This window comes from Flavobacterium sp. BFFFF1 (genome assembly GCF_002256285.1).
Lineage (GTDB): Bacteria > Bacteroidota > Bacteroidia > Flavobacteriales > Flavobacteriaceae > Flavobacterium.
On the sequence record NZ_NKJE01000007.1, the window covers coordinates 61,852 to 80,125 of the forward strand.

Here is an 18,274-nt window from a genome sequence, read left to right on the forward strand (position 1 = left end):
ATCAAAATTAAAACACCCGAAAATGAGAATCAAGTCATTGATTATTACCCTATTTTTTTGCCTTACTGCCTTTGCTCAAAACAAAGGTACCGTATCCGGAACCATTACTGATAAAGAACTCAACAACGAACCGTTGCCATTTGCCAGCGTTACCATAAAAGGAACGACGATGGGCACCAGTACCGACATGGAAGGAAAATACACCTTAACCCTTCCTGAAGGAAATTATACTTTGGTGGTGAGTTTTGTGGGTTATGAAACCGCAGAAACCGCAATTACCATAAAAGCAGATCAGAATATCGTATTGGATCAGGCACTCGGTGCAGGAAGTGTAAAACTGGACGACGTTGTGCTTACACAAAGTATCAACCGCGAAAAAGAATCGGTGTTGTTGCTCGAACAGAAAAATGCGACGGTCATCAAGCAAAGTATTGGCGCGCAGGAACTTTCCCGAAAAGGAGTCAGCGACGTTGAAGAAGGGCTCACCAAGATTACCGGAATTACAAAGGTAGGATCGCGTGGTCTTTTTGTACGCGGGCTTGAGGACCGATACAACAACCTGCTCGTGAATGGCCTTGCCGTTCCATCAAACAACCCATTCCGCAAAATCATTCCACTGGATTTGTTCCCCACAGACATCGTCGGCGCGATTGACGTATATAAAACCTTCAACACCGATATCTATGGCGATTTTGCCGGAGGTACTTTCAATATTGCTACCTCAAAAGGAGGCAAAAGCATTACTAAATTAAGCATCGGCGTCGGATATACTACCGACAACAACCTGTCCGATTTCAGTATTTCCGCGGATGCAGGCGGCTTTAAAGGCTTCATGGGCTTAACGGGAAAAGACAGGATGAGACCTGGGATTTTCGGAACCGTTCCCGCGAATAAAACACTTACCGGACAGCAGTCATTGGCAGCATTCAAGACCGGATTTGACGTCGATACCAAAAAAAGTCCGCTGAACACCAGTATCGGCGTATTGCACGGCGAGAAGTTTGACCTTAAGAACGACGCCAAGTTTTCTTACCTTCTTTCCCTGAACTTCGACAACAGTTATAAGGTGCGGGACGGTTTGGACAGAACTGTAAACGGTACGATTGATGGAGATGCCGGATTTTTTAATGATTTTAACAAAAAATCCTACCAATATGAAACCAACACGTCAGCACTGATTGGCGCCAGTTACAAAGTAGGTGCGCTGGACCTTGGCGCCAACATATTTTACCTGAGGAATACCCGCAATTCGATAGAGGACCAGCTGGGTGTTAGCGAAGATAAAGTTGAAAATCCAAATTTCCTTATCCGGACCAACCAATTGGACCAATCCGATTATCTTACCGCACAGCTTACCGGAAAATACTTTCTGACACAAGATAAAAACCAAAGCATTAAAGGAGGCTTGTCTTTCTCAAAGACTTCTTACCAACAGCCGGACCGTAAGTTTTTCTCGGGTACCAAAGAAGGCGATAATATCATTGTTTCCTATGGTGGGAATAATTTCCTTCGCCAGTATCTGGACATCAACGGTAATTTCTATTTCTCGGGCATGGCAGAGTACAACTTAAAATTCGGAAAAGACGAAGAGAAAAACCAGTCGCTTACTTTTGGGTATAACGGAAACGTTTCGAACGCGGAGACATCCTATCGATTTGTAAGTACCAGTTCAGGCGCTGCAATCACAGTTCCTGTTAACAGTATAGACGCAAAACTGCAAAGTGACCTTTCTGCAGAAGTATTTAATTTCAGGGAATCATCAAATGGGCAGTACCAGACCAAATTATCAGAATCAGTGAATGCTGCGTATGCTAATATTTTATACCACTTCGGCGAAAAATGGGAACTGAATGGCGGAATCAGGGCTGAAATGGCTACACGGGAAACAAAATACAGGGAAAACAGTTCATTTGGCGATCCCTTCAAGAAAGAGCCTTTTGACAAATTTTATGTGTTGCCTGCCTTAAATGTAAAATACAGCCTTTCTGATCGCGCGAACCTTCGACTGGCTTCAGGATTGACATACACCAAGCCAGTACAGATCGAAACTTTGGGCATTACTTACATCAATGCCGATGGAACTTCTGTAAGTGGTAATCCTTTCCTGGTGAACAGTGACAACCTTAACGTTGACTTCAAATATGAGTTTTTTCCAACCAATAAAGAAATGCTTGCCATAGGCGTATTTGGAAAAAGCATCAACAATGCTATCGAGCGTAGCTTCCAGGCAAGTGCCGGGGGATTCATTACCACGTTCTTCAACACTGGAGACGCAACATTATATGGTGCTGAACTGGAATTCCTTCTGGACCTTGGGAGGATCAATAAAAACCTTTCAGACCTGTCACTTGGTTTCAATACTTCGCTGATGCAAACCGAAGTACAGACCAATCCTAATGTAATAAACAGTAATGGTACTTTGGTTCAATCCAGGGAGACACACCCGACCAGAGAACTACAGGGCGCTTCAAAATGGTTGATCAATTCAGATTTGAAATACCAGTTCAATCTGGCCAAGGAATGGAGCAATACCGTTTCTGTAGTTTATTCGGTATTTGGGAAAAGGATTTTCAGTGTAGGAACCATCCCTTTTGACCATATATATGAGTTGCCGGTAAGCAAACTGGATTTGGTTTGGACCAGCAAACTGTCCCAGCATTTTGATTTAAAATTCTCGGCAGACAACATCCTGAATCCTGATGTCCGATTTGAAATTGGCGACGATACGAACCAGACAAATTTCACAGAAACGTCAAGAATATTACAGGATTACAAGCGCGGCGTGGGATTCTCTTTAGGATTTTCTTACACCTTCTAAAATTAGGATTTAGTTGATTTAGTTATAATTAAGGCTGTCTTCGGATGGCCTTTTTTTGTAAGGCAAATAGGCATCTCTTAACATTCACTTAATGATTTCATCGGTTTACGATAACCTTATTATAACAATGGCGTAACGACCAGTTTGGGTCACTGAAATACCTTTGACCCATAAAATTTAAATAACAAACAACATGAAAAAATTAGTTTTTAGCCTGGCTCTGATTGCATCAATTTTCACTGGATGCAGTAGCGATGATGAAAGTGCACCAGAACCGGTAGTAGGTGAAATCACAGGTACCATTACGGCAAACACCGTGTATGCATACGGTAATTACACTTTGAAAGGAATCGTAAAAATCAATCCGGGAGTAACCGTGACTTTTGATGCAGGATCTACAATCACTGCAAACAAAACTACAGGTGACAACGCATTAGTCGTTTTGAATGGAGGAAAGCTTATCATTAACGGTACGGCTTCACAACCAGTCGTTTTTACAGAAGCTTCACAAGTTCCGGGATCATGGGGTGGTATCATCATGTATGGTGATGCGCCGATAAAAGCAGTTGGTGGTGCTGTAACAGCTACTTCTGAGGATGGAAACAACCAAACTTATGGTGGAACAAACACTACCCATAACGGTGGTTCATTGAACTATGTGAGAGTGGAATATGCCGGAGCTAAATTGGCTGACGGAACAAAAGAGAACAACGCATTCACATTCTATTCTGTAGGTTCAGGAACACAATTGGATCACCTGGTAGCTTACAAAGGTGCTGATGATGGATATGAGTTCTTCGGTGGAACTGTAAGTGCTACAAACCTGGTTTCATACGGAAACTTTGATGATGCTTTTGACTGGCAGGATGGATGGCAAGGCCAAAACAATTCGAATTGGTATGCTTACCAAACTGTAAAAGGAAACTTCGGTATGGAAATCGAAGCATCTAACAACAACAATACTTTCTTCCCTAAAGTAACCAATGTAACTTTGAAAAGAGCTACAGGTACTACGCCAGAAGTTGCCGGAACAATTGAAATCGATGCATTCCAATTCAAAAAACAAGGAAATGGAGATTTCAGCAATGTGGTAATCGAAGGATACGGTGAATATACTGAAGGTGCTAACACATACCACGGTGCCGCTGTGAAAATACAGGATGCTCAAACCAACACAGATCAGGTATTGGCTTCAAGAATTAAAGTGACCAACGCTAAAATTTCAGGTACGACGCAAACTACTCCAGTGGGTGCAACGGTAGATTTGATCGTGGCATTCCCAACAGGAACTTTTACTACAAGCAATACAGCTACAGGTGCTTCATTGACTACCGGAAACTGGGCTACTGTAGGCACTACGAACTTGTTGCAATAATCGCAGACAGCGTTTTAAGCTCAAGCAATAAACTAATAAGACACTTCTCTTCGGGGAAGTGTTTTTTTTATTGCGATAATTGTTAAAATTTTATTGTATTTTTGATTCATAACGTGGTGTGAATCAAAATTTTTATACTTTTACAGCCATAAAACTCCCCAAATGCAAAGAAATTACTTTTACCTGATACTGCTCATGTGCTTCCTCTTCTCTGCCGGAGTTTCTGCGCAGGAAGTAAACAAGCAACAGCCTGCCGTTACGGAAGGATTGAATTTCTACCCGAACCCGGTGAGCAATGGCAAGATTTATATTACTTCGAAAACCACGTTGGAAAAGGAAATTTCTATTTTCGACGTTTTGGGTAAAAGGGTGTTCCAATTAACGACTACAAATAAGGAATTGAACATCTCTACGCTTTCTCCGGGCGTGTACATCATTAAGATCAAGGAAGGCGATGCTACCGCCACCAGAAAACTGATTGTCAAGTAATTATTATTTGTAGGATTTTTAATTTTTGTTACAAATTAACTATTCTTTTACACGGTTTGTTTCAAACAAAACAAATTTGTGTTTATCTTTGCGCGGTAAAAACTTAATTAAAATTCATAAAATGAAAAAAATTTACTTATTGTTATTGTTAGCATTCAGTACGGTTTCTTTTGGACAGTTGCTTAATGATAATTTAAATTATTCTGACAACGCCTTGTTGTCAGATAATGGATGGACTGCACATAGCGGCGCGGGGACTAATCCAATCGCGGTTGGAGCAGCGAATGGTTTATCATATGCCGGTTATACTGGTCTTACTGGAATTACTGCTTCTGCTGAAGGAAATGCTGCAGTAATTAGTGCAAACGGAGAAGATGTAAATAAATCTTTTGGCACAGTAAATAGCGGAACAATTTATTATTCTTTCCTAGTAAACGTTTCTAATGCGTCAGCGGGTTATTTCACACATTTAGGTGACGGAACGGGATCAAATTTTGCTGCAAGGGTATTTGTACAACCATCTGCTAATGCTGGTAAAATCAACTTTGGAATTTCAAATAGTTCTACTGCAACTTACGGCGCTACTGATTTCGATTTGAATACAACATATCTGCTTATTGTGAAATATGAAGTCGCTGTTGCTGGTACAGTTAGCCTATGGGTAGAAACTTCAGGTGTTCCTGCTGACGAAGCTAGTGCTGGAGCTCCGGAAGCTAGTGCTTCCGGCGGAGGTCAAGCAGCTGTCGGAAATGTCCACTTAAGACAATACTCGAATCCTCCAACGCTGACAATTGACGGAATTTATGTCGATTCTGGCTGGTTCGGTAATACACCTCCGCCAGTATGCCCTTTGTCTTTAAGCACACCTACAAAAGTTTGTGATGCTGTTACTGCTGGTACAGACACATATACTGTAACTATTCCTTTCGCTGGTGGCGGAACTCAAAGTTACACATTAAACGCAGATTCTGGTACTATAAGTGGTGCAAACCCAAGTGTTGACGCGTCAGGAGACATCATTATCTCTGGAATTACGGAAGGCACTGCTCTTGCTTTTACTGCTGTTGGCGGTGATTGTAACTTGACACTAAATGTGACTTCGCCAGTTTGTACACCTGCTGCTGCTGGTGTTGCGTTGCCTTACACAGATCAATTCAACTATACTGTTGGTGAAAGCCTGAATGCACAATCACCATGGTCCCTTATCGCAACAGGCACAACCGATGAGATATTAGTTTCAGCCGGAAACCTTGACTACACCGGATTATTATCAACAGGGAATTCAATTTCTTTCAGTGAAGGAGGCTTAGATACTGCGGTAAATTTCGCTACTCCTGTGACAACTGGAACAATATACTATTCTTTTCTAGTGAATGTTGCATCATTGCCTGCCGGAACTGCACTTCCTGAATTTGATCCAAACGGTGGTTATTTTGCCGGCGTCGGAAATGGAACAAATTTTGGCGCAACTTTGTGGACGAAAAAAGTAGACGGGACTGAGGATACTTATAATTTTGGTTTGGAAGTAAGAACGGCAACAGGCACCAATACTACCTGGACTACGCAGGCTTTCAACATCGGTGAAACAAATTTTGTAGTCGTTGGTTACATGTTTGGCGATAGTGCAACAGCATCTGACGATATGGCTAGCCTTTGGATTAACCCTGTTGTAGGTGACAGTCAAAATGTTGCGGATCTAACAGATACTCACACAGGGGCAGACCTGGCTTCAATAAATCGATTTTTCTTGAGACAAGATAGTACTGCAGAAACAGGTGCTTATCAAATCGATGCCTTAAGAGTTGGGCAAAATTGGGAAGAGGTTACAGGTTCAAACCTTAGCACCAAAGACAACCAGATCGCTGGCCTTAAAGTATATCCAAATCCAGTAACCAACGGTACTTTGTTTATCAATACGGCTGCTAACGGCGAGAAAGCGGTTACAGTGTATGACGTACTTGGAAAACAGGTTTTGAATACCAAAACTTCAACGAACGCAGTAAACGTATCGAACCTGAAAGGTGGTGTTTACATCGTAAAAATCACTGAAGGTGGTAACACGGCTACAAGAAAAATGGTGATTAAATAATCCATTTCTTAAATAATTTCAAAAGCGCTCTTCGGGGCGCTTTTTTTATTTTCCCTACTTTTGCAAAAAAAATCCATTGTTCAACGCATCCGACATCTTTACCATCTCCTCCCAAAAGCAGTTCGACAAAACCGCTTTAAAAGTTTTCCGTTACCAGCATGAAAACAATGCCGTGTATCGCGAATTCTGCGATTTGCTGCAGGTCGATAAAGGAAGCGTGAAATCATTGGCGCAGATTCCGTTCCTGCCCATACAGTTCTTTAAAACGCATCAGGTGGTATCAAACCTTAACGAGGTCCAGCAAACATTTACCAGCAGCGGCACAACTGGCACAAACACCAGCCGGCACCTCGTCACCGATGTCTCATGGTATGAGCAAAGTTATCGCGCCGCGTTTACCGAGTTTTATGGGAATATCGAAGACTATGCAATCCTCGCACTGCTCCCTTCGTATCTGGAACGCGAAGGATCGTCACTGATTTACATGGTGGAGGACTTAATCAAAATGACCAATAACGCGGACAGCGGCTTCTACCTTTTTAACCACGAAGACCTGATCCAAAAGCTGACGGCGCTTGACCATGACGGACAGAATGTAATTCTGATTGGCGTAACATACGGCCTGCTGGACCTTTTGGAAAAACAATCTTTCAGCCTGAACAACACGATTATCATGGAAACCGGCGGCATGAAAGGCAGGCGCAAGGAAATGATCCGTGAGGAACTGCACAAAGTACTGTGTGACGGCTTTGGCTTATCTGCAATCCACTCTGAATACGGCATGACGGAATTGCTGTCGCAGGCGTATTCTTTAGGCGATGGGATTTTTGAATGCCCACAGTGGATGCAGGTCCTAGTCCGTGACACAGAAGACGCATTGACTTATGTCGAAAATGGAAAAACGGGTGGCATTAATGTGATCGACCTGGCGAATATCAATTCCTGCTCGTTTATCGCCACGCAGGACCTTGGGAAAAAATATGCCAACAACACCTTTGAAGTGCTCGGCCGTTTTGACCATTCAGACATCCGCGGATGCAACCTAATGGTACTGTAATTCCCACATACCGTTACTTCAGGTATAGGCAATGGTTGTAATAGTCAATTATCGCCTTTCCTTCGAGCAAAATATCGGCACCGATAATCCCGTGAACTGCCTTCGCCTTGTGCTCCGTGAGCGCCTCATTGACATGTGACAAATCGAAAATCACTATGGAAAGGTCATCGGTCTTCCAACGCCCCAGCGCAATGCTGTTTTTCACTGAAAGCTGGGTGTGCATGCCCACCGCGCCCGCGCCCGCCGCTTTTGTCTTCGATTTCCTCGCTTTCAGCGAAAAAAACTCAATACTTTCAAACCCTACGCAGCTGTTTGAAGCGCCTGTGTCCAGAATGAAATTCCCCTGGACGCCGTTTATTTTAGCCTTAATTAATAAATGCTGTGTTTTGGTGATCCTGAATTTAATTTTCCGGTATTTTTCCAGTTTCAGGACATCGTGAAGGTCTTTCATAATTGCAAATGAGCTTCAAAAATAGCCAAAAATACCGCACCTTTTGGCATCAAAAACATAACTTTGCCTTTTTATTATTTATGCTGATAACAGACACCCATTCCCATATTTACAGCGAAGAATTTGCCGACGACCGCGACGCCATGATGCAGCGCGCCTTCGATGCCGGCGTAAAACGAATCTTCGTCCCTTCCATCGACTCGTCCTACACGGAAAAAATGTATGCCATGGAAGCGCAATATCCAGAATCGGTTTTCCTGATGATGGGTTTGCATCCGACATATGTCAAGGAAAATTATGAAGACGAACTGCGCCACGTGGAAACCGAATTGTCCAAAAGGAAGTTTGCCGCGATTGGCGAAATCGGGATTGACCTGTATTGGGATAAAACGACGCTTCCGCAACAACAAATTGCCTTTCGCAGGCAGATCCAGCTTGCAAAACAATACAAACTTCCCATCAATATCCATTGTCGCGAAGCTTTTGACGAAATCTTTGAAATCCTCGACGCCGAGAAATCACCCGAACTGCGGGGCATTTTTCATTGCTTCGCCGGAAATTATGAGCAGGCATTGCACGCCATTTCACTGAACATGAAACTTGGAATCGGCGGCGTCGCCACCTTTAAAAATGGAAAAATTGATCAATTTCTAAACCAAATTGACCTGGAGAACATCGTACTGGAAACCGATTCGCCTTATCTCGCGCCGGTACCGTTTCGCGGAAAAAGGAACGAAAGCAGCTACATTGTCAAAGTCGTTTCGAAGCTGTCCGAAATTTATGGGCTTCCCGAATCAGAGATTGCCCGGATTACCACGGAAAATTCGCGGGCTGTTTTCGGGATTTAATATAAAGAGGCAACGCATGTCAATAAATTTTTGTTCTTTTGTTATGCTATAATAAAACCGAAACATGCAGAAGTTTGATGCCATTCGCCCTTTTTATGATGCCGAAGTCAATGAGGCACTTCAAAAAGTCGCTACCCATCCAATGATGAAAGCGCTGATGAATTTTACTTTTCCGGATGTAGCTGATGAAGTGTGGATTGAACAGCTGAAAAGGACCTATTCCATAAGGGATTTTCAATGCAATTTCATTTACCAGTCATTACAGCAGGTCCTTCGCAAGAGTTCGGACGGCCTGACCACTTCGGGTTTTGAAAAACTGGAACCCAACACTTCCTATCTTTTTATTTCAAACCACCGCGATATTATCCTCGACACTTCGTTGATAAACGCATCACTTTTCGATCATGGATTGGTAATGACCGCATCGGCTATAGGAGACAATCTGGTAAAGAAATCGTTTCTGCATACGCTGTCTAGGCTGAATAGGAATTTCCTTGTGCTGCGCGGACTCCCGCCCAGGGAATTGCTGCAAAGCTCAAAATTAATGGCCGAATATATTGCACAACTACTCCTTCGCGAAAACCGTTCCGTATGGATCGCACAGCGTGAAGGCAGGACAAAAGACGGCAACGACGCTACGCATCCGGGCGTTTTAAAGATGCTTGCGATGGGGTCAGACGAAGCCAACCTGATGGACTATTTTAAAAAGGTGCGCGTGGTCCCGATTTCCATCTCTTACGAATACGACCCTACCGATGCACTGAAAATGCCGCAACTTATGGCCGAGGCGAACAACGAAATCTACATTAAGGAAAAAAATGAGGATTTCATGACGCTGCTAAGCGGAATCATGGGCCAGAAAAAACGCATCCACATCCATTTAGGAGATGTGCTCGATCAAGAAATTGATGCCATCAAAGCAGAACAGGACAACGCCAACAAGCAAATTCAGGCGCTGGCGCAGGCGATAGACGATTCCATTTTGGCGTCCTATAAATTGTGGCCAACGAACTATATCGCTTATGACCTGCTCCACAATACCGAAACCTATAAATCACATTACACCGAAAACGAGAAAATGCTTTTCGAGCGCAGGCTGGAAATGCGGATCGATGAGAATGACCCGATGCAGGTACAGAGTTTTCTGGCAATGTATGCCAATCCTGTCGTAAATAAATCGAAATACGAAAATGCAGTCTAAACCTGGTATCCTTTTAATATATACCGGAGGTACCATCGGGATGATGAAAGATTTTGAGACCGGTGCGCTCAAGGCTTTCAACTTTAGTAAATTACTTCAGAAAATTCCCGAATTAAAACAGCTCGACTGCAACATCGAAACCATCTCATTCGAGCAACCCATTGATTCATCAAATATGAATCCTGAAAAATGGGTAAAAATTGCAGGCATTATCGAGGACAATTACGATAAATTCGACGGCTTTGTCGTGCTGCATGGTTCCGATACCATGTCTTACTCCGCGTCAGCATTGAGCTTCATGCTCGAAAACCTCTCGAAACCCGTGGTATTCACAGGCTCACAGCTCCCGATTGGGGACCTCCGCACAGACGCCAAGGAAAACCTGATTACGGCCATCCAGATCGCGTCCATGCACCAAAATGGCAAGCCAGTAATCAAAGAAGTAGGCCTGTATTTTGAATACAAATTGTACCGAGGCAACCGCACCACAAAGATCAATGCAGAACATTTTAATGCCTTTGCGTCGCCCAATTACGCGCCTTTGGCAGAATCCGGCGTGCATTTAAAATTCAATCCCGAGCTGTTTTTGCCCAAAACCACTGCGAGAAAACTGATTGTACATAAGGAACTCAGCAACCAGGTTGCCGTTGTGAAATTGTTTCCGGGCATCGGCGAAACCGTGCTTTCGTCTATATTGAACAGTCCCGGCTTGAAAGGCATCGTGCTCGAGACCTACGGCGCCGGAAATGCGACGACGGACGAATGGTTCATCAACCTGCTGAAAAAGGCAATCAGGAGCGGACTTTACGTCGTCAACGTGACCCAATGTTCCGGAGGCAGCGTCAGCATGGGGCATTATGAAACCAGCACTTCGATGAAAAAAATTGGCGTTATTTCAGGCAAAGACATCACTACCGAAGCGGCCATTACAAAATTGATGTACCTCTTAGGGCAGAACGTGGCGCCCAATGTCTTCAAAACCATTTTCGAAACGCCATTGCGCGGAGAAATCGAATAAATTCCATCGTTTTCTGGGCGTTGCCCGTTGCGGAGCCCATTATGACTCCTTAAATTCCGACAGCAACGTGCCGGGCTGTCCGCTGTATCTTTTCATGCCTTGCTCGCGCCGGCATAAAAAGGATGCCGCTTCCCCCGAAGCCCCGGGGCCTAACGCAGCCTTCCGGATCCATTGATTTCGCCCGCTTTACAAAAAATCCACACTTAAATTTCGCAGACTGATTTTTTTTTAGGTTATTTGCACCCTTAAACTTAGAGAGGTGTCCGAGTGGTTGAAGGAGCAAGCCTGGAAAGTTTGTATGTGGGTAACTGCATCGTGGGTTCGAATCCCATCCTCTCTGCAAAGAAAAATGCGCTTCCAGAACGGAGCGCATTTTTTTTGTTGGACAAGACGTGGAAAGACTTTTTTTGTCTTTCCTAAGGCTTGGACAGCAAAAAAATGGAAGCCGTTTGCAAAGTGGCTTATTTTTGTTTGACAGACTCCGCCTTCAGGGATCAACGCCGTTAATCCCATCCTCTCTGCGATTTACAATTTAAATTACTTCAAATCCCCGTAAACATTATGGTTCACGGGAATTTTCATTTCCTCACTATACCAAATCATTCAATTAATCGCAATGCCTTCGGGGTACAATTCGGGGTACCAAAATTTTTGAGATTTATGTACCCCGAATTTCCTGTGAGCATCTTGAGGTCGTTAAATACTTCAATCTGAAGCGAAAGCTGACTGGCGACACCGGTAGACAGAGAGTGATCCCGTATATGCTAAAGCCAAAGCAGCTGCGATTATTTTCTATTCCGTTTCAGAAACCTTTCACATGAATTTCATAAATGATTCTGAAGCCGCCGGCAGCCGCTATCTTGAAAAAGTAACTGAGAACTATTCCAACCTTCGGGATTTACGTGAGCTTATATTGAATTAATTTGTCCAATCATTAAAACTAAGCCTGTCTTGTCGGAATAGGCTTTTATTCAATTTCCATAAAAAAGTTTTGGCCTTTTTTATCCTTTTAAAATCAAGGTTCCTCGTTGATATCTTGTAAGTTCTTCAATTTTAATCAAATTAACATACTTTTTGAGTACATCTCCGTGAATTACCTTTTGATCCAACTCAACTCTTTGCCTGTAGTTCTCTCCTATAAAATCTATGATTTCGAGATTGTTCTTTTTAGCCAGTTCCATATAAAAAATATAAGAGAGCCTATTGGTATACGCGATGGAATTCCCCGACCAAAATTTCCAATAATTGTCTGAGTACCTCAAAAAGTTAAACTCTGAAATACCTTTGTCCTGAAAAAATCCTGGATTGGCAAAATGGTCGATGAAGTTTATAGTATGTACAGCGTATCCATTAGACAACCATTTTCTGGTTCTCCTAAACATTTCTCCCAAAACATCAGGACTTACGTGCTCCAGAACAACCTGTGAGCCGATATAGTCGAATTTTGCACATATCTCTTCTATAGCATCAAAGGAATATGGCGCGATATAATTAATATTGAGATAATCAAACAAGTCATTAAAGGAGCCCATTTTTTTTATCACCGAAAACTTGTACTGCAAATCCGCCTCGGTATAAATACTTTTTGAGGCAATGGCCTTAAGAAAGTTCTGGTTGTCTATGTATTTGATTTGTTTTTTGAAGGTTGAGAAGCGCAAATCAGGAGTAAGATCAACAGTAACCACTTTTTTAAACCCCAATAAAGACAACACAACAGCTGACACTACCGAATAGCCAGTACCAATTTCCAGCGCTGTGGCATTCTTGCGCAAGTCAATATTGCAATAGTCAAATTTCCGAAGACATTCATGACTTTGGTATAAAAAAACATTTTCATGGTATTTGGCATTGAACGTGACCGGAAGGTGGTTTAATTTATCGCCCAACTGTGTTGTTGCTAAAACCTTTTGCAAAGCTGCCTTTATTCTCCAATCCATAGCGCAAATATATTAAAGCGCAAATATAAATGGTTATCAACAAAAAAACACACGAAAGCCCAAACCATCGGCTCCCGACTCTTATTAAACCTCTATTATCCAATAGTTAACTTATCTACAATAATTTTTTTTATCACAAAATAATATTAAATTCACCAAATACAACCTTTAAAACTACTTATTATGAAAACAAATGTTAAGTTTATCTTTTTGCTATTTTTTACAGCCACGCTGGGTCAGGCTCAAATCAATACTGCTACAGGGGGCGCCAGTTCAGTATTACCCAACTCGCCCACATCAAATACAAATGTCGGAATCGGGACGAATGCCCCTACTCAAAAACTGGAAGTAGTTGGTAATGTAAAAGCAACTAAAGCAATTTTCCCGGGACATGAACTAAGCAATCAGACTTATCCTACTTGGGATGCGGGAATTGACGCAAGCATCTTTTTATCTGGGGGAAAAACCAATCCACTTTATCCCAACAGGCGTTTGTTCAACGTTTATGACATGTCTATGACAAGCCCCTATGCTGCCAAGTTGGTAGGACTTGGCTTAGCAGACCGGGTGGGCAGGGACAGGTTTAGCGTCCTCTTGTTTGAAGGCGCAGGCACAGAGCTTGCACTATATGATGCCACCGGCTTCGGGGAGTTCTTTAAGGTTAAGGATTACGGAGACACCAATGGTGCTTACCTGCAAATGGGAAAACCAAATACAAAAGTTATTATCGGCGGTTTTTCAAACGACCCCATCATTGGTGACAGGAAATTTACTGTAAAAGGAAATTCCCTTTTACAAGGTACGGTTTGTATCGGTGGCGATACCGCTAACCCATTTGGAATTATTCCTGTATCCGCCGGCGGGGTAAATGTCAGCTCCTACAGCCTGTTTGTTAAAGGCGGGATACTTACCGAAGAGGTTAGGGTAAATGCTGTCGCCAACTGGGCTGACTATGTATTTAAAAATGACTATAAATTAAAATCCCTGGCTGAAGTTGAAAACTACATCAAGGAAAATGGCCACCTGCCAAATGTACCTTCTGCTGCAGAGGTCAAGGAGGATGGCATTTCGCTTTCGCAAATGGCAAAAATACAACAAGAAAAAATAGAGGAATTGACTTTATATATTATCGAATTGAACAAAAAACTGGAGGCCCAGGAAAAGAAGTTAAACGAGCTGGTGCAAAAACAATAATTCGAATTATATAAAGTTTAACTTATGAAAAAAATACTTATTTGCCTGTTTGCAACTTTGCTGACGGTGACTGGCTATTCGCAGTCCCGCATTGCCAATGTTGCGCCTTGTGCCAGCGATAAGCTCTTTGAAAAAAGCATCAAGGAAAATCCTGGCATCCTCTACCAGCTTGAGGAATTGGAAAAACAATATAAAAAAGAGACCGACAAGCTGAAGCAGAGGAGATCCGGGCCACAAATGATTACCATACCGGTGGTATTTTATGTTGTAAGCCCCGGGAGTACCGATGTTTCGAACATCCCTGATTCACAAATCAATGCGCAGCTGGCAACACTGAATTCCTATTTTGCCCCATTAAACATTCAATTCTGCGTAGCTACTAAAGTGGGCAATAACACGAGCTTGCCGCTCGCTGCAGGAACATCGCTGCCGGTGCCTAATTCTGGAATTGTCAGGGTTTACAAACCTTCGATTGCAGTCCACAATATCAGTACGGCCAGCCAGCAGGCCTTAATTGGAAACTCAGTCCATTATCAGATCTCTGCTGAAAAGTTTTTAAGGATCTGGATTGTCAAGGATATCCAGGAGAACAATGTGTCTACGGGCATACTGGGTTATTCCCCTGTACCTTTAACAAGTTCGGTTTTGGATGGTGTCGTGATTAAATATAACGTAGTAGGAGGCGCATCAAATTGCACCAACTGCCTAACCAATTACAACCAGGGAAAGACATTGGTGCATGAGGTGGGCCATTACCTGAATTTGTTCCATACTTTTCACCAGGGCTGTCTGGGCTCGGGAGCGACTTGTGGCGATGAAGGAGACAAAGTCTGTGACACCCCTCAGTCCAATAATCCGATTGCCAACTGCAATGCCATTGTCAATAGTTGTCCTGAAAATCCTGACAATGATGATCTGACTAATTTTATGGGCTATGCTTACGACCCATGTAAGACTGGCTTTACGCCAGGACAGGGGATAAGAATGAATGCAGTGATAAATAGTTTCAGGCCTATGCTCGTTTCTGTAGATAACCTGGTTGACGTGGGTGCCTGCTCAGGCAATTTAGTTTCCTCCGCTATAACCGCTACGGCTTACCAGGTCTGCGTAAATAACCCAATAACTTTCAGCTCCCCTTATAATGATACCAATATCCATGGTTATAGCTGGGATTTCGGAGATCCGGGAAACCCTGGGAATACAGCTGCGACTCCATCGGCTGCCCATACTTATCCAAGTGCCGTCAATTCGCCTTATACCGTTACGCTCACCGTGACCCGATTGAGTGATGGTGTTACCTCAACAAGTACTCGAAAAGTTTTCGTAACAGCTTGCCAAGGCATTGTAAACTCTCAGGGAACCTGGATTGTGGCTGGCAGCAACCGATTAAGCTTTAGTTCAGGAATACCTGTTTTTGATCAATTCTACCCTTTAAACATTCCTATGTATTATAATAGTTCAGTCCAAAATGACAATAGTGGGAATTTGCTATTTTACACCAACAAAACTGATGTATTTAATAGCAATTACACTGCCATAAATACAGGCGGCACTACAATCGCAAACGATAGTTGGGGTGGACGCAGTGGATCAACGATGATTGTCCCTAAACCGAACAATCCCAATAAGTACTATCTCTTTTCCAATACCATTAAAACACCCTCACAAACGTTTGATAATTCTCATGGTTTCAGGTTTAGTGAAATCCAGGTAAACTCGGGGGCGGCAGTGATGAATTCCATTAGGCAGCCTATCATGGATGCCAGTGTCAGTTCTTTTTTTGAAGTACAGCAGGGCGCACTCTACAATGGAGAAGGTATTACCGCAGTAAAAAGAAGGGCAAGCCTAACCGACGAGGCGTATTGGATCATTACGTGTCTACGGGGAGTTAACGGAAAACCCTATGTTGTCGTATTCCTGTTTGGAAATGGCGGCACAATTACCTATCAAAGTCATTTTGAATCCCCACTGAATTACAGTAACAATCTCCTTACAATAAAGGCTGCACCAAACGGGAATAAGCTTTTCATGTTTAATGCAGGTTATTCAGCCAACGCTTACATAATGGATTTTAACAAAGTAACAGGAGTGGTTAGTGATGCCAAAGTGGTAACTTACAACATAACCGGCGGTTTAAATGAAGGTGCCAGCTTTAGCCCAGATTCCAATTTGCTTTATTTTACTGAAGCACAAAGAAACGTTAGTCAAATTAACGTCAATGCAATGAATCCAGGCCAGACAAAAGTAATGGTTGTTCAGGAAAGCTATCCTGGTGTGATGAGCCAGATGCAATTGGGCCCTGATGGCAAGATATACATTTCAGGACCATATTCGGAGTATTTAAAAGTCATCCATAATCCGAACAACCTGTGCACACAAACCAATTATAACAACTGTAACTACTATTATTTTGGTCCAAAAGTAACCAATCCGGGTGCAGCAATAGGCTTTGCACTGCCAAATAATATCGACGCGCAGCAATCTACAGCTTACACTAACAATAACACTTCCATTTCTTCATACATAACGGGATGCAATACGTATAAATTCTTCCCGGACTACTATGGATCTTCATTCTCCTGGGATTTCGGAGACCCCGCTTCAGGAAGTAACAATACCTCAACTGCGTCAAATCCAACCCATACATTTACTGTGGGAACCAATCCGCAATACACTTTTACGGTAAGCCTTAAAAATTCGTCTGGGACGGTCATCGCACAAAAGCAGATCATTATCAACAACCCTGTCTATACCATAACCGGAAGCACGCTAGCCTGCACCAGCAGCGAAAATAATAGTACCAATAACTATATTAATATCTCGGATGGTGACAGTGTGGTTTGGTCTATAACTGGAGGAGGTGTTGGTGGTATACTGGGCAATAACCTACCAAACGTACAGGTAAACTGGACGACGCTCCCGGGCACTTTGACAGCTACAGTTACTACTAAATCCGGCTGTACAAAAACGGTTTCAGTTACAATTAATCAGCTTTGCTGTCAGGAAAACATAGTGCTAAACGCCGTAGAGAGCGGTACAAATACTGTCTATAATGCCAATAACAGTGTGACTACGGAAACCAATTATACGTTGAACTCCGGGGTTACTACGACTTTAAAATCAGGGGTGACGATTGCTTTAAAGCCAAATACCCATATTAAAAAAGGTTCAGCATTTTTGGCCATTTTAGAAACCTGTGAAGGAAATCAACTGGTAAACAAATCGGCGGCTATGGTTGAAGTAATTGAGCAACCTCGCAAGAATGAGAATTATAGCCGGGAATTGCATGACGAAAGCACTGCTGAAGAGGGTATAAATGAAGCTGCCAGGAACGTAATAACGATGTATCCAAATCCGTCAAACAACATGGTTACCATATCCTCAACGAGCGATACAATCAAGAGATTGTCCATAGTGTCTATAGATGGGAAGGAAGTACTGAACCAAATTACGGATGGTACTTCATATCAACTAAATGTTTCTAATTTTTCAAGAGGAATCTATATCGTTTCCATTGAAACAGAGCAAGGCGAAATAATTTCTAAAAAACTGATTAAAAATTGAAACATCTTCAGAATATGATGTAGCGCTGTCCAAAGCTGCCTAGATGCAAGGGTTTAGACAATCTTCTACTAAAGTTCTGATAAATAATGAGCTCGATAAATATATCGGGCTCATTTCATTTCAATTTAATTTTTTTATATTAATAGACGGAGGTCTGACTGCTTTAGCAAATCCGATTGATGAGATCCCGCCAGCGTGGCTTAAGTTACTGGCGCGACGCGACGAAATTGAAA

12 protein-coding genes and 1 tRNA gene are annotated in these 18,274 nt (G+C 42.7%); 11 read left to right on the plus strand and 2 right to left on the minus strand.

Annotated elements, in window-relative coordinates:
* Positions 1-22: 22 nt before the first annotated feature.
* From CFE23_RS06170 to CFE23_RS06190, 5 genes are all read left to right on the plus strand, one after another.
* Positions 23-2,818 (plus strand): TonB-dependent receptor, encoded by a 2,796-nt coding sequence (locus CFE23_RS06170; RefSeq protein ID WP_291085623.1) that lies wholly within the window; start codon positions 23-25, stop codon positions 2,816-2,818.
* A gap of 193 nt (positions 2,819-3,011) precedes the next feature.
* Positions 3,012-4,193, plus strand: a complete 1,182-nt coding sequence (locus tag CFE23_RS06175) for a hypothetical protein (RefSeq protein WP_291085626.1) — start codon at positions 3,012-3,014, stop codon at positions 4,191-4,193.
* A gap of 162 nt (positions 4,194-4,355) precedes the next feature.
* Complete coding sequence (locus CFE23_RS06180; protein WP_291085629.1) at positions 4,356-4,682, plus strand: T9SS type A sorting domain-containing protein; 327 nt, start codon at positions 4,356-4,358, stop codon at positions 4,680-4,682.
* Between the two features lie 121 nt (positions 4,683-4,803).
* Positions 4,804-6,771 carry a T9SS type A sorting domain-containing protein gene (locus tag CFE23_RS06185; RefSeq protein ID WP_291085633.1) on the plus strand — a complete coding sequence of 656 codons (1,968 nt, stop codon included), beginning with the start codon at positions 4,804-4,806 and terminating at the stop codon, positions 6,769-6,771.
* Positions 6,772-6,847: 76 nt separating this feature from the next.
* Positions 6,848-7,828 carry an acyl transferase gene (locus CFE23_RS06190; protein WP_291085635.1) on the plus strand — a complete coding sequence of 327 codons (981 nt, stop codon included), beginning with the start codon at positions 6,848-6,850 and terminating at the stop codon, positions 7,826-7,828.
* 13 nt (positions 7,829-7,841) lie between these two features.
* Here CFE23_RS06190 and CFE23_RS06195 read toward each other — a convergent pair whose 3' ends face one another.
* Complete coding sequence (locus tag CFE23_RS06195; RefSeq protein WP_291085638.1) at positions 7,842-8,279, minus strand: retropepsin-like aspartic protease; 438 nt, start codon at positions 8,277-8,279, stop codon at positions 7,842-7,844.
* Between the two features lie 80 nt (positions 8,280-8,359).
* On the opposite strand from CFE23_RS06195, the gene CFE23_RS06200 reads away from it, so the two are divergent.
* From CFE23_RS06200 to CFE23_RS06215, 4 genes are all read left to right on the plus strand, one after another.
* On the plus strand, positions 8,360-9,127 hold the full coding sequence (locus CFE23_RS06200) for a TatD family hydrolase (protein WP_291085641.1): 768 nt from the start codon (positions 8,360-8,362) through the stop codon (positions 9,125-9,127).
* Positions 9,128-9,191: 64 nt separating this feature from the next.
* Positions 9,192-10,328, plus strand: coding sequence for a 1-acyl-sn-glycerol-3-phosphate acyltransferase (locus CFE23_RS06205; protein ID WP_291085644.1), 1,137 nt, complete (start codon positions 9,192-9,194; stop codon positions 10,326-10,328).
* Entirely contained in the window at positions 10,318-11,346 is a 1,029-nt protein-coding gene (locus CFE23_RS06210) for an asparaginase (RefSeq protein ID WP_291085647.1), read from the plus strand. Before CFE23_RS06205 ends, CFE23_RS06210 begins: the two co-directional genes overlap by 11 nt.
* A 253-nt stretch (positions 11,347-11,599) precedes the next feature.
* Positions 11,600-11,686: transfer RNA gene (locus tag CFE23_RS06215), tRNA-Ser, on the plus strand.
* 661 nt (positions 11,687-12,347) lie between these two features.
* Here CFE23_RS06215 and CFE23_RS06220 read toward each other — a convergent pair.
* Positions 12,348-13,283 (minus strand): hypothetical protein, encoded by a 936-nt coding sequence (locus CFE23_RS06220; RefSeq protein WP_291085650.1) that lies wholly within the window; start codon positions 13,281-13,283, stop codon positions 12,348-12,350.
* Between the two features lie 183 nt (positions 13,284-13,466).
* Here CFE23_RS06220 and CFE23_RS06225 point away from each other — a divergent pair, with 183 nt between their 5' ends.
* Both CFE23_RS06225 and CFE23_RS06230 read left to right on the plus strand, forming a co-directional pair.
* Positions 13,467-14,477, plus strand: a complete 1,011-nt coding sequence (locus CFE23_RS06225; RefSeq protein WP_291085653.1) for a hypothetical protein — start codon at positions 13,467-13,469, stop codon at positions 14,475-14,477.
* Positions 14,478-14,501: 24 nt separating this feature from the next.
* A complete protein-coding gene (locus CFE23_RS06230) occupies positions 14,502-18,041 on the plus strand; it encodes a M43 family zinc metalloprotease (RefSeq protein WP_291085656.1) in 3,540 nt (1,179 codons plus the stop codon).
* Positions 18,042-18,274: the final 233 nt, after the last annotated feature.

Excerpts from the sequence above, each read along its gene's own strand:
- CFE23_RS06175 (WP_291085626.1), top strand. The coding sequence starts at position 3,012 with ATGAAAAAATTAGTTTTTAGCCTGGCTCTGATTGCATCAATTTTCACT.
- CFE23_RS06210 (WP_291085647.1), top strand. The coding sequence starts at position 10,318 with ATGCAGTCTAAACCTGGTATCCTTTTAATATATACCGGAGGTACCATC.
- CFE23_RS06205 (WP_291085644.1), top strand. The coding sequence starts at position 9,192 with ATGCAGAAGTTTGATGCCATTCGCCCTTTTTATGATGCCGAAGTCAAT.
- CFE23_RS06180 (WP_291085629.1), top strand. The coding sequence starts at position 4,356 with ATGCAAAGAAATTACTTTTACCTGATACTGCTCATGTGCTTCCTCTTC.
- CFE23_RS06225 (WP_291085653.1), top strand. The coding sequence starts at position 13,467 with ATGAAAACAAATGTTAAGTTTATCTTTTTGCTATTTTTTACAGCCACG.
- CFE23_RS06200 (WP_291085641.1), top strand. The coding sequence starts at position 8,360 with ATGCTGATAACAGACACCCATTCCCATATTTACAGCGAAGAATTTGCC.
- CFE23_RS06220 (WP_291085650.1), bottom strand. The coding sequence starts at position 13,283 with ATGGATTGGAGAATAAAGGCAGCTTTGCAAAAGGTTTTAGCAACAACA.
- CFE23_RS06195 (WP_291085638.1), bottom strand. The coding sequence starts at position 8,279 with ATGAAAGACCTTCACGATGTCCTGAAACTGGAAAAATACCGGAAAATT.
- CFE23_RS06230 (WP_291085656.1), top strand. The coding sequence starts at position 14,502 with ATGAAAAAAATACTTATTTGCCTGTTTGCAACTTTGCTGACGGTGACT.
- CFE23_RS06185 (WP_291085633.1), top strand. The coding sequence starts at position 4,804 with ATGAAAAAAATTTACTTATTGTTATTGTTAGCATTCAGTACGGTTTCT.
- CFE23_RS06170 (WP_291085623.1), top strand. The coding sequence starts at position 23 with ATGAGAATCAAGTCATTGATTATTACCCTATTTTTTTGCCTTACTGCC.